This window comes from Neisseria sp. P0008.S004 (assembly GCF_051962755.1).
In the GTDB taxonomy this organism is placed as follows: Bacteria; Pseudomonadota; Gammaproteobacteria; order Burkholderiales; family Neisseriaceae; genus Neisseria; species Neisseria subflava_A.
The window spans coordinates 63,643-76,307 of record NZ_JBQCUZ010000003.1 but is presented as its reverse complement, the minus strand read 5'-3'; the positions used below and the strand labels follow the sequence as shown (position 1 = coordinate 76,307).

The 12,665-nt window shown below is 48.4% G+C and carries 13 protein-coding genes; 4 read left to right on the top strand and 9 right to left on the bottom strand.

All coding sequences use genetic code 11. The features are described from left to right. Positions 1-92 precede the first annotated feature (92 nt). From ccoN to ccoP, 4 genes are read left to right on the top strand one after another with little or no spacing between them, the layout of a single operon-like run. Positions 93-1,526 (top strand): cytochrome-c oxidase, cbb3-type subunit I, encoded by a 1,434-nt coding sequence (gene ccoN / locus ACTHSW_RS03895; RefSeq protein WP_199900391.1) that lies wholly within the window; start codon positions 93-95, stop codon positions 1,524-1,526. 24 nt (positions 1,527-1,550) lie between these two features. Beyond that, a complete protein-coding gene (gene ccoO / locus ACTHSW_RS03890; RefSeq protein WP_063075589.1) occupies positions 1,551-2,162 on the top strand; it encodes a cytochrome-c oxidase, cbb3-type subunit II in 612 nt (203 codons plus the stop codon). Between the two features lie 4 nt (positions 2,163-2,166). After that, positions 2,167-2,364 carry a cbb3-type cytochrome oxidase subunit 3 gene (locus tag ACTHSW_RS03885; protein WP_003748776.1) on the top strand — a complete coding sequence of 66 codons (198 nt, stop codon included), beginning with the start codon at positions 2,167-2,169 and terminating at the stop codon, positions 2,362-2,364. Beyond that, the gene (gene ccoP / locus ACTHSW_RS03880) at positions 2,364-3,728 is read left to right on the top strand and encodes a cytochrome-c oxidase, cbb3-type subunit III (protein WP_083290024.1); all 1,365 of its coding nucleotides are present in this window, start codon (positions 2,364-2,366) and stop codon (positions 3,726-3,728) included. The genes ACTHSW_RS03885 and ccoP overlap by 1 nt, the downstream gene beginning before the upstream one ends. A 136-nt stretch (positions 3,729-3,864) precedes the next feature. Here the strand turns inward: ccoP and ubiT are convergent, their stop codons facing one another. The 9 genes from ubiT to ACTHSW_RS03835 form a co-directional block, all read right to left on the bottom strand. Next, a complete protein-coding gene (gene ubiT, locus ACTHSW_RS03875) occupies positions 3,865-4,311 on the bottom strand; it encodes a ubiquinone anaerobic biosynthesis accessory factor UbiT (RefSeq protein WP_049323906.1) in 447 nt (148 codons plus the stop codon). Then, a complete protein-coding gene (locus ACTHSW_RS03870) occupies positions 4,298-5,215 on the bottom strand; it encodes a U32 family peptidase (RefSeq protein ID WP_070460069.1) in 918 nt (305 codons plus the stop codon). Before ACTHSW_RS03870 ends, ubiT begins: the two co-directional genes overlap by 14 nt. A gap of 10 nt (positions 5,216-5,225) precedes the next feature. After that, positions 5,226-6,233, bottom strand: a complete 1,008-nt coding sequence (ubiU, locus tag ACTHSW_RS03865; RefSeq protein ID WP_070460072.1) for a ubiquinone anaerobic biosynthesis protein UbiU — start codon at positions 6,231-6,233, stop codon at positions 5,226-5,228. Between the two features lie 334 nt (positions 6,234-6,567). Continuing rightward, positions 6,568-7,188, bottom strand: a complete 621-nt coding sequence (locus tag ACTHSW_RS03860) for a DUF2238 domain-containing protein (RefSeq protein ID WP_070460075.1) — start codon at positions 7,186-7,188, stop codon at positions 6,568-6,570. Positions 7,189-7,296: 108 nt separating this feature from the next. Further along, on the bottom strand, positions 7,297-8,286 hold the full coding sequence (locus ACTHSW_RS03855) for a phosphatidate cytidylyltransferase (RefSeq protein WP_070460078.1): 990 nt from the start codon (positions 8,284-8,286) through the stop codon (positions 7,297-7,299). Further along, the gene (locus ACTHSW_RS03850) at positions 8,283-8,990 is read right to left on the bottom strand and encodes a lysophospholipid acyltransferase family protein (RefSeq protein WP_070460081.1); all 708 of its coding nucleotides are present in this window, start codon (positions 8,988-8,990) and stop codon (positions 8,283-8,285) included. Before ACTHSW_RS03850 ends, ACTHSW_RS03855 begins: the two co-directional genes overlap by 4 nt. A gap of 63 nt (positions 8,991-9,053) precedes the next feature. After that, on the bottom strand, positions 9,054-9,428 hold the full coding sequence (locus tag ACTHSW_RS03845) for a hypothetical protein (RefSeq protein WP_070460084.1): 375 nt from the start codon (positions 9,426-9,428) through the stop codon (positions 9,054-9,056). Positions 9,429-9,430: 2 nt separating this feature from the next. Continuing rightward, on the bottom strand, positions 9,431-10,717 hold the full coding sequence (locus tag ACTHSW_RS03840; protein WP_234395985.1) for a phosphatase PAP2/dual specificity phosphatase family protein: 1,287 nt from the start codon (positions 10,715-10,717) through the stop codon (positions 9,431-9,433). 65 nt (positions 10,718-10,782) lie between these two features. Further along, positions 10,783-12,525 (bottom strand): bifunctional alpha/beta hydrolase/class I SAM-dependent methyltransferase, encoded by a 1,743-nt coding sequence (locus ACTHSW_RS03835; RefSeq protein ID WP_070460090.1) that lies wholly within the window; start codon positions 12,523-12,525, stop codon positions 10,783-10,785. Positions 12,526-12,665: the final 140 nt, after the last annotated feature.

Here is a 12,665-nt window from a genome sequence, read left to right as displayed (position 1 = left end):
AAATTTGAGCCTTGGCCGTATTGCGCTTTTCGTAAATGCAGGGGTTGGGGTGAGATAAAAATTTTTTATACCCATAATTTATGGAGACTTCCATGGACACACAAACTTATAACTACAAAGTGGTGCGCCAGTTCGCCATCATGACTGTAGTTTGGGGTATTGTGGGCATGTTGGTCGGCGTTATCGTCGCTGCCCAGCTTTTTGCTCCGGCCCTCGATTTATCCAATATCGGACCTTGGTTCCACTTCGGTCGCCTGCGTCCTCTGCACACCAATGCGGTTATTTTTGCATTCGGCGGTTGCGGTTTGATCGGTACATCATACTACGTTGTTCAACGTACATGTAATACCCGTCTGTTTGGCGGTTGGCTGCCTGCATTTACCTTCTGGGGTTGGCAGGCTGTTATCGTGGCTGCGGCCATCAGCTTGCCTATGGGTTACACCCAAGGTAAAGAATACGCCGAGTTGGAATGGCCTATCGACATTTTGATTACGCTGGTGTGGGTTGCCTACGCCATCGTATTCTTCGGTACGATTGCCAAACGTAAAATCAAACATATTTACGTTGCCAACTGGTTCTACGGCGGCTTTATCTTGGCCGTTGCGCTGTTGCACATCGTCAATAATATCAGCATCCCTGCCGGTTTGATGAAATCTTACCCGGTTTACGCAGGTGCGATTGATGCGATGGTTCAATGGTGGTACGGCCACAATGCGGTGGGCTTTTTCCTGACAGCCGGCTTCTTGGGTATGATGTACTATTTCGTACCAAAACAAGCAGGCCGTCCTATTTACTCTTACCGCTTGTCCGTTGTTCACTTCTGGGCTTTGATTTTCACTTATATGTGGGCTGGTTCACACCACTTGCACTACACCGCATTGCCTGACTGGACTCAATCTTTGGGTATGGTATTGTCTTTGATCCTGTTCGCACCTTCTTGGGGCGGTATGATCAACGGTATCATGACTCTGTCTGGTGCATGGGACAAACTGCGTACCGACCCGATTTTGAAATTCTTGATCGTATCTCTGTCCTTCTACGGTATGTCTACCTTCGAAGGCCCGATGATGTCTATCAAAACAGTTAACGCTCTGAGCCACTATACTGACTGGACTGTTGCGCACGTTCATGCCGGTGCATTGGGTTGGGTAGGCTTCGTAACCATCGGTTCCGTTTACTACATGATCCCACGCCTCTTCGGTAAAAACGAAATGTACAGCACCAAATTGGTTGAAGCGCATTTCTGGATTGCAACCATCGGTGTGGTTCTGTATATCGCCGCGATGTGGATTGCCGGTGTGATGCAAGGCCTGATGTGGGGTTCTTTGAACGAAGACGGCACACTGACTTATTCCTTTGTCGAATCTGTAAAACGTACCATGCCTTACTACATGATTCGTTTCACCGGCGGTCTTCTGTACCTGAGCGGTATGTGCATCATGGCATATAACGTTTACCGTACTGCTATCAGTGGTAAAGCGGTTGATGCTGAGATTCCTGCGGTTTCTCAAACCCAACACCACTAATAATAAGAAAGATAGGCTACCAAAATGAAATTGCAACAATTAGCTGAAGAAAAAGTTGGTGTACTGATTGTATTCACCCTGCTTGTAGTCAGCGTCGGCCTTCTGATCGAGGCTGTCCCGCTGTTCTTCTCCAAGGCAGTTACTGAACCTGCGCCAGGCGTGAAACCATACAACGCCTTGCAAGTGGCCGGTCGTGATATTTACGTACGCGAAGGCTGCTACAACTGCCACTCTCAAATGATTCGTCCATTCCGTGCAGAAACTGAACGTTACGGCCACTACTCCGTTGCCGGTGAGTCTGTTTATGACCATCCGTTCCAATGGGGTTCTAAACGTACCGGTCCGGATTTGGCTCGTGTCGGTGGTCGCTATTCTGATGAGTGGCACCGCATCCACCTGCTGAACCCGCGCGACGTTGTGCCGGAGTCCAATATGCCTGCATTTCCATGGCTCGCACGCAATAAAGTCGATGCCGAGGCAACTGTGGCGCATATGAAAGCCCTGCGTAAAGTGGGTACACCTTACAGCGATGAAGAAATTGCCAAAGCACCTGAAATGCTGGCCAACAAATCAGAGCTGGACGCTGTTATCGCCTACCTGCAAGGCTTGGGCTTGGCATTGAAAAACGTAAGGTAACATCATGGACGCTAACTGGGCTCGCTCGCTCTTTACTGTTTGGGTATTCATCAGCTTTATTTTAGTCCTCTATATTGTGTTCAATAGACGCAATAAGAAAAACTATGATGATGCAGCCAGCAGTATTTTCGATAATGACGAACAAAGGCCGTCTGAAAAGGACGATCAAGCTCAGTCAGTCCGTGATCACGGAGCAAAATAATGAACACAACATCCCAATTTACCAGTAGTTTCTGGAGTATATATATTGCCGTTATCGTCGTGCTCAGCTTCATCGGCCTGGCTTGGCTTCTGCTTTCGCAAAACGTTGTGAAACGCCCTAAAAAAGGCGAAGAAGTAAAAACCACAGGTCATGAGTGGGACGGCATTTCGGAGTACAACAACCCTCTGCCACGTTGGTGGTTTTGGCTTTATGTCTGCACATGGCTGTTTGGCGTCGGCTACCTGATTATGTATCCAGGTATCGGCGATTACAAAGGCCTGTGGGGCTGGAGCAGCCATGGTCAATATGAAGAAGAAGTTGCCAAAGCCAATCAGCAATACGGTAAAGTGTATGCTAAATTTTCCAATATGCCGATTGACCAAGTGGCTAAAAATCCTGAAGCACGTGCCATTGGTCAAAACCTTTTCAATACCTACTGTATCCAATGTCACGGTTCAGATGCTAAAGGCTCTAAAGGCTTCCCAAATCTGACTGACGATGACTGGTTGTGGGGTGGCGAGCCTGAAAAAATTCAGGAAACCATTGAAAAAGGCCGTACTGCCGCCATGCCTGCATGGGGTCCTGCTTTGGGTGAAGAAGGCGTGAAAAATGTAACACAGTATGTTATGTCCCTTTCTAAACCTAAAGGTCAATACGACGAAGAACGTGCAGAACGCGGTAAAGCCTTGTTTAGCGGCCCACCTGCCAACTGTTTCACTTGTCACGGCGACAAAGGTCAAGGTATCCAAGGCCTCGGCCCGAATCTGACCGACGATGTATGGTTGTGGGGCGGTACTCAAAAAGCGATTACCGAAACCATTACCAACGGTCGCAGCAGCCAAATGCCTGCTTGGGGTCACTTCCTCGACAAAGACAAGCTGCACATCATGACCGCTTATGTTTGGGGTTTGTCCAACAAAGACGGTAAAAAAGCTCCTGCTAAAAAAGCCGAGCCTGCTCCGGCAGCTCAACCTGCCGATGCTTCTGCTCCAGCGGCTGCTTCGGCTCCTGCTGCCGATAAAGCTGCTTCAGATGCTAAAGCTGCTTCAGATGCTAAAGCTGCTCCTGCTGCTGAAGCCAAACCTGCTGAAAAAGCAGAAGCAGCTCCGGTTAAGGTAGACGGCAAAGCTGTTTTTGAAGCCAACTGTAAAACATGTCATGGCGGTTTGATTCCAGGCGCTCCTGTCGTAGGTAAAAAAGAAGACTGGGCTCCTCGCATTAAACAAGGTAAAGACACTCTGCACAAACATGCTATCGAAGGCTTTAATTCTATGCCGGCTAAAGGTGGCAATGGTAGCCTGAGCGATGATGAAGTTAAAGCAGCTGTTGACTTTATGGCAAATGAGTCTGGCGCAAAATTCTAATTTTGAGTTAGATTGAAAAAAAGCGTACCTTTCTAGGTACGCTTTTTTTATGTTTGATAAAACCGTATGGAAGAAACATACAAAAGGCCGTCTGAAACATTCAGACGGCCTTTGTTCTTGGTTCAACCAAAATTAATCAATCCAAAGTGGACGTACTGCGTTTCAGGAACCATTCGCTGAAAGGCCACTCGACGCTGTCGAGTAAGTTTTTGGTAATTAACCCCAGTTCCGTATCGCCTTCAATTTGCAATTTACGGTTGAAAAATAAGGTATCGGGATCTTCCTCGCGCATCATCATGCGCATGAAGTCTATACCGTTGGCGGCCAGCCTCAGATCGGGGGCGCCGCTGAAGTTGTCGTCCAGGAATTTTTCCGTATCGGCACTAAACCGCACTTTGATACCGGCATCCAAAACTTCGATTTCGAATTTTCTTCCGGCAAAAAGTTCCATATCGGCAGGTAGTAAACCTTTTTTCAGCATGGTATTCAATACGGAGACCAAAACAAAGCGTGGAGGTTTGCCGGGAAGTTTGGTACCGATTTTTGCCATCCATTTGGGTAATATGATTTCAGGCAGCGCCATAATATGCCTCCTTCACGGTTTCAATACCGGGCTGACCGCGCCAATAGCCGTCAACCAGTGTTCCGGTAGTCAGTCGTTCCAACTCGGGGCGGACATCTTCCCATGTGGCTTTTCCGTCCAATACATCGCGGTGAATTTGGATAATTTCAGCCATGCTGTGCATTTGTGGCGACAGTCTGAGCATATTCACGCCGATTTTATTCAAGTCTTCATGGTGGGGCAGTAGGTTTTGGCAGCCGTAAGACATGGTTTGGATGCCGTTGATGGTGAGAAACGGCTGGCCTTCTCGCGTATTCATGGCCATACCGTGCTCGTGGTCGAGGCAGCGGAACTCGCAACTGTCTTTATTCAAATTGTAATGGCGGGCGGTAAAGCAACGTGATGAATAGGCAAGCGGCATTTTGCCCCAAGCGAAGAGTTCGGTTTCAATGCCGTCTGAAGCCTTGATGATTTCGGCAACCTTATCGCGGCTCAGCTCGGACGGTGTAATCCAGCGGAATGCCCCTAATTTTCGGAATACGTCTAAAGTGGTTTCGTTGTAGATATTCAGGCTTGCACCGGCAACGAACGGGATGCCGTGTTTGCGTGCCAATTTGACCGCACCCATGTCGTTGGCTTCAACTTTAAACTTTCCCTGCTCCGTAATTTTGCGCAGGCGTTTCAGATCGGATTCGCTTTCGAGCAGGACTTGTGAAGAAAGAATAATCTCCTTACCGCTTTCTGCCAGGTCTTCAGCCAGTCCGAACCAGTCGGCAAAGCGCATTTTCTGACGGCGTGAGCAGACTACCTCACCCAAATAAACAGTGTCCAACGGCGTATCCAGCATGGAAACGTAAAATTCCAGTAGGGCTTCTTTTTGCCAGAAAAATAAAATAGGGCCCAGCGACAATTTCAATGAATTCATTTTCTTCCCCTTATTTCCATGGGCGGTTGTATGCGCCCAAAGTTGTCTGATGACCTTCCGAAACTTTGCTCAAGGCATTGTTCCAGGACGGATTGACTTTGAAATGCGACGGGTCGGCTGCGGCTGCATTCAGTGCTTGGCGGAGGGATTTGGTTACTTGCGCCGTATACATCGGGCTGCGTTGGCGTCCCTCGATTTTGATGGCGGACACACCGATTTTGATGAGTTCGGGCAACATTTCCAAAACATTCAGGCTGGTCGGTTCTTCCAAGGCATAGTAGGTTTCATCATTGACTTCAAAGCGGCCTTTGCACAAGGTTGGATAACCTGCCGGTTCATTGGGTTTGTATTGGTCTATCAATACCTGGTTTAGACGTACGTTCATGCGGTCGGGCAGTTGTTCCCAGCGGACGGATTTTGCCGGAGAGCAGACACCTTGCATATTGGGCGATTCGCCTGTTGCATAGCTCGACAAGATGCAACGGCCTTCCACCATCACACACAAACTGCCGAAACCAAAGACTTCAATTTCCACATCAGTATTGTCAATTACATGTTTGACCTGATCGATGGTCAGCACGCGCGGCAAAACGGCACGACGGATGCCGAACAGCTCTTTCATCATATTGATGGCCTCGTAATTGGTGGCCGAACCTTGTACTGACATATGCAGGCGTAAATTCGGATGTTTGTCTGCCGCATACGCCATGATGGCGGGGTCGGCAACAATAATTGCATCGGCACCCAAATCTGCCGCCGTATCCACAGCAGCGTGCCAACGCTCCACTTGGCCGGCTTGTGCGAATGTATTGATGGCCATCAGTACATTGCGTCCGCGCGCATGGGCGTAAGCTACGCCTTCCCGTGCCGATTTCATATCGAAATTCAATCCCGGAAAGTTTCGTGCATTGGTCGCATCTTTCAAACCCATGTAAACCGTGTCCGCACCATTATCCACAGCGGTTTTCAGTGCAGGCAGGTTGCCGGCTGGGCAGACTAATTCTGGAATTTTCTGCATTTTGTGTTTCTCATCTTAATGATAACATCTATCAGGTTAATCAATATTTTGTAGAATTCCGGATATTTTATGGATTAATGACACAAGATATGCTGATTTAAATCAAATCGAAAAATTTAGGTTGACGTAGGCATATTGTTTACAAAATCTTAACAGACATGGTTTTTTATATATTTCATGTGCTTAAAAATTTTGATGACGGATTTTGTTTCAAAATCAGCTTATGTTTTTAACTATCGCATTTATTAATTTTTACAATAGCAACAATAGAAAAATGAAAAAAGGCCGTCTGAAAATCTGGTTTCAGACGGCCTTTTATTTTAAAGAGATATATTTAAGAGGAACCCAAACGTTTATCGGGGCGGGTAAACACAAAAATAAACAGCGAGGTTAACGCGCCCAAAGTATCGGCAAGCATGTCTTTTTGCGCATCCCAAATATCGCCTTGAGAACCCAAGAATTCCAATCCGGCCTCTCCGCCGTCGATGACGGCATATTGCCATTCGATGATTTCATAGGCTGCAGCAACGCTCATAATGAAGAATAGGGAGAAAAATAAGGCCAACAGCAGGTTGCACAGCTTGCGGCGCAGCAGCCATTCGGCCATCGGGTAGGCGTAGAAGCCGATGATGTAATGGGCAATACGGTCGTAATGATTGCGGTTTTCGCCCAAAATCGGTTCGACAAAGCGGTTGATGGATTCAAATGGCACATCGGCAAAAGTATAGTATGCGCCGATGGAATGCATAATCAGCCAGAAGCTCATGAATAAGTAGGCCAAGTTGCTGAAGCGGAAAATGCGGTAGGTGGCAACCAGAAGGAAGAATACGGATGCTACGGGGATAATTTCGGCGTACCAGACTGCGCGGTCATGAGGATTAATGCCTGACCAAACAATAAGGGCGAAGATAATTGCAGCAAGAAAAATGGGAAAGATTGGAGAGGGTTTATTCATGTTGTGTGTATGTAATAACAATGGTTACGTATTGTATAACGAATTGGTAGAACTGGAAGTTTCGATCATTAAAGGCCGTCTGAAAACAGCTTTCAGACGGCCTGAAGTTTAGCCGTTCCAGAAATAACGGGTGATGTGGAAAAACACGGGTGCGGCAAAACAAATCGAATCCACGCGGTCAAGCATACCGCCGTGGCCGCGTATCATATTGCCCCAGTCTTTGACACCGTAATCGCGTTTGATGGCAGACATAACCAGACCGCCAAAGAAACCCATCAGGCAGACGATAAAGCCGATAACGGCCGCTTGGCCGTGGGAGAACGGCGTAATCGGCGCCATTAGCGCGGCAATGGCTGTGGCCGACAAAATACCGCCGACAGTGCCGGAAATGGTTTTTGACGGCGAAAGCGAAGGCATGATTTTTGCACCGCCAATCAGTTTGCCCCAAACGTATTGCAACACATCCGATACTTGCACCACGCCAATCAGGAAGATCAGCAACAGGATATTGTTGCCGTTATCGAAGCCGTCCAAGTCCAGAAACATCAGCGCCGGAACATGAGACAGACAGAAGATGCAAATCATCGCCATCCATTGCGTTTTGGCGGCGCGTTCCAAAAAGTGCGCGGTTTGGCCGCTGAGGCTGGCAATAATCGGCAGTATCAAAAAGCCGTAAACCGGAATAAAAATGCTGAACATGCCGTACCAGCCGTCATAGACGAAATAGTATTGCACCGGCAGAAGCAGGTAAAAGCAGACTACCATGCTGTAATAGTCGCTGCGGCGGCGATAGACGAGGGTCATAAATTCGCGCAGTGCGGCAAATGAAATCAGGAAAAACAGTACAACCGTCCCGATTTTGCCGAACCAAAACGCCCCCAGCAACACCAGCGTCATCAGCCACCATGCGTAAATACGGGCGTTGAGGTTGGCGATGGTGGCATTATCTGCGCCGTTTTTACGCTTGAACCATTGTCCGATGATGCTGGCAAAACACAATACGGCAAATACGCCGACAAAAATATAGCTGGCTTGCGGAGTCAGATGAGCTGCGGCTTGTTCGACGATGATTTGTTGGGAAGTCGTAGAAAGGCTCATGCTTGTCCTCCTTTGTTTTGCTGAACTTCAGGTTCATTTTGGCGAAGCTCGCCGCGGTCATTTTCAGACGGCCTGAGTGCCAACAGCGCTTCACGGCTGCGTGTCAAAAAACTGTCTTTGTCTTCGTTTTCCTGCAAAGTAAGCGGCTGTCCGATATGGACTTCACACAAAAGCGGGATAGGCAGGATTTTGCCTTTGGGCAGTACGCGGCTGATGTTATCTATCCAAATCGGCACAAATTCGGTATTAGGTTTGCTTTTCGCCAGATGATAAATGCCGGACTTGAACGGCAGCAGGATAGTGTTATCGTCAGTATTACGCGTGCCTTCAGGGAAAATAATCAAGGAATCGCCTGCGTTCAGCGCGTCTTTCATCTGTTCGGTAATTGCTTGCGGATTATCGCTATGACGCGGAATCAGCAAGGCATTGAAAACATTTTGAATGATGAAGCGTTTGAGTTTGCTCGTCAGCCAGTAATCCGAACCGGCGACAGGGCGCGTGGACAAGCGCCAGCGGCGGGGCAGGGAAATCCACACCAATACAAAATCACCATGGCTGCCGTGATTGGCGTAATAGACTTTTTGGTGCTGATTGAATGTCAGCTCGCGCGGGCTTTTAGGGCGTACGCCCGTAAGAAAAGAGACCGACAGACACAAGGCTTGGTCGGTCAGCCAGGCAAGTTGTTTTTTGAGGAAGTTTTTCATTGTTTCTGCCTTTTGAAATGAGATACCGCTAAGGATTTGGTTTGGGTAAATCAGCAAAAATAATCAAATGTTTTGGATAAGCAAAATTAAAAATTGTACGGCGGTCAGGTATAAGCTTTTGCGCCATAAGGAAAGTGCGCCGTTTATCCGTTGGGGCAAAGTACGGCTGCCTGAAATTTGACGCAAACCGTTTTGCTGTAAGGCGTGGTCGAAGTCTTCAGGAGAGTAACAGTTGTCGGCAAAGTCTTCGAACACGCGGCGGTCGAAGTGAATGCGGATATGGCAGTACAACAAAACCGCTGCCAAGAAAAGTTGCACCGCAAACCATACGCCGCCATATTTTGCCGACAAGGCGAGCAGCAAGGCGTTACAGGCGGCAACATAATGTGCGGTAGAGAGCAGGTGGGCAGTAATACGGCTATCGGTTGCGTTGTCCATCATTATCCTTGTTTTAAACGGTTTGCTGCAGCTTCGACTGCTTGGGCGGCGGTCGGTGATAATACCATTTGCGGCCGAGCCTGTTTGAGTTCGGCCTTCGCTTGCGCCAAGTTTTTGCAGCCACCATAGACCAGCAGCCACGTCAGCACCACTGCGGCACTTCTTCCATAACCCAAAGCGCAACATACCAGCGCTTTGCCGTGTTTTTGGCGTAAGGTTTCCAATATCAAGGCCGTCTGAACCAAATCATTTTCAGACGGCGTTACCATATCTAGTAAAGGCAGGGCGCGATATTCTCCCTGATAGCTACAGCAGGGATATTCGGCGCATACATCCAATACGGCAGGCAGATGGTTTGAAATACCCAAAACGCTCCCAATCCATACATCATGGCGGACTTGTGCCATTTTCGCCTTACCGCGTAACCAATACGCCATGTTGAGCCGTACGCCCACCAGATAAGGCAACAGCAAAACCGTCGCTGCCGCCGATAATTTACCGTTAGCCTGTTTTTGGAATATGTTTGCATTTCCAGTCAAATAGGCAAAGGCCACCATCAGCAAAGACACGCTCATCCATATCAACCACAGCCACGCGCCACCCAGCAGCGCAGGCAACGCCGTCAAACACGCGCCAAGTAAATACAGCAGCACAATATTTCTTGAGTGTACATCACTCGAGCTAAGTTTTAACGGCGAAGTCATCTGATGTGGGAAAGCCCACAACACCAGCCAGCCGAGCAATGCTCCGGTCGGCACGTCAATAAAATGATGTTGATAAGTCGTCAGTACCGACAAGGCAATTAGGCTTTGCCATAAGAAAAGCGGCAGGCGGATTTGGGGAAAGCGTGTCCAATAAAATGCACCCACGATAATTGCCAACGCAATATGCAAAGATGGCGCTTGGTTGTATGGCAAATCAAATGCAGCCAATGAATCAAACAGCCAGCCTGACAGCCCATCGGCAGGCGGTTTAGGCCACCCGAAACGCAGCGGAAACAGCACAAAGCAAGCAGTCGCAATCAGTTGGGCGGCTACGAGGTGCGCTACATATCGGTTTTGTTCATGTGTATCACGGCAAAGAAAAAATGCCGCAGCATACATCAGGTTCAGCGACCAATAAGGCACAATCGTCCATGCCCAAAACGGAATATTGCTCTCCCATGCAAAAGCGATTTCAGGCACATAGTCCAGCGATGCCGCATAATGATTGGATAGGCCGTAGCTGGTGTAGAACAGGATACCGACTGAAATCAGCTTGAGTAGGGAGGTTTTGAGGGTAGGTTTCATGGATAGGTACATGGTTTAAATAAGGCCGTCTGAAAGTTAAAAAATTGTTCAGACGGCCTTTATTTTTATTTCTTCACTGCCAAGCTCACGGTGAAAATACCGTCTTCGTCTATCCATTGATGGATTTTTTCAAAACCGGCTTTTTCAACCAACTGATCCATTTCCTGCTGACTGCGGCGGCGCATTACCCAGTTTGGGCTGCCTGCTTTGTGGCTGGTCAGAGCACGGGCAATCATTTCCAGTTGCGGATGCCACGGCTGGTCGGTGTAAATCAGGTAGCCGCCGGTTTCGATGGCTTCTCCGAAGCCGTAGAGCGAGTTCAAAATCAAATCATTGTCGGCAAACAATTCATGTAGGCCGGAGACGATGCCCAGCGTTGGACGAGGCTGTAAATCGTGATAATTGGCGCGGTCGTAGGCATTGACTTCATTGAAGGTTACCGTGTTTTGCAAGCCGCGCTCGGCAATCAGTTTGCGTCCGGCTTCGACATTAATCGGGCTGTAATCGCGCAAGCGTACGGAATCAGGCAATGTGTCGGCAGTCAGGGCATCCAATACATAGCGGCCATGACCGGACGCGATATCCAAAACGTGTACAGGTTTGCCTGCTTCACGCAATTTAGCTGAGGCCGTCTGAATGGCTTTGCCGATATTGACTTTGCGTTGGCGGATACCGCGCCAGCCGATGGCGTTGAGATAGTACTTGTCCACCCATACACCGAAAGCGTTGCTGCCTTGCGGTTGATTGCGGTAGACGTAATCCAGTGTGCTGCCCGAATCAAAACCTGTTTCTTGACCGATTCTCAAACCTTCACTCCAGCGCGAACCCAGTTTGAGCGAGGCGCGATATGTCGCCCAAAATGCGCCACGAGGCGAACAAACAGGCAAAGGCGTAGCCAGTTCGTCGGCTTCACGACGGCTGTCTCCAAATAAGTGCGATTGAGTCAGATCGACTTGTTGCAAAGGCTGATTGAAACGCTCGCGGATAAAACGGCGCATTTCAACAAAAGCGATTTCACGGTTTTGCTCACCTAAAGTATCGTGGTAGAAACCGGGCAGGATATGGCGCTCTTTAATATGGCTGCCCAAACGGTTGTAGAAATCGTGTTGCGGTTTGTGATGAACAACCCAGTCGCTGCCTGAAATCAACAGTTGTACAGGCGTAGTAATCGCTTGTGCATCGGCAACGACGCGTTCGGCCGCTTCATATAAACCCAGCAGGATGCGCACAGAAATAGCGCGGGCAATAAGCGGATCATTGTCGTAGCTTTTTTGACGTTCGACATTGTGGGTCAGATAGTGGGCTTTGACGTAGCTGTTGACAAAGAAATTGCCACGCCATTTTTGCTTAATTTTCAAACCGGTACGGGCAAACGGAACATAGAGTTTGACTTTGAACGCAGGCGAAGCCAATACGGCGCAACGGATTTTCGGCGCGTAATCGTGCAACCAAGTAGAAACCAATACCGCACCGACACTTTGCGCAATCACGCAGATGTTTTCAGGTTTGATACCGTATTCGCTTTGAATGTGTCGGATAAAATCATCTACGTCTGAAACCGAAGTGCCAATACTCGGACTATCGCCGCGTTCACCGGGGCTGTAACCATGACCACGCGCGTCCCAAGCGAAATAGGCAAAATCATCAAAACCCAACTCGTCCGCCACAAACATCATCCGGCCGGAGTGCTCATGTCCGCGATGGAACAACACAATGGCTTTGTCGGAAGAACCATCGGCAGCAGGGCGATAGCGGTAGAAAAGCGAAGTACCGTCTTGGGTAGAAAAGTATTTTTGCTGTTCGGACATGAGAAACTCCTAATAGTCATGTTTTTAAACAGTATCATGGCATATCAAATAAAAGCAATGACTATCCGATAGACGGACAAATGCAATGATGGAGAGAAATGGTAAAAGATGATTCCAAATTTTACTTAAAACCGATGACA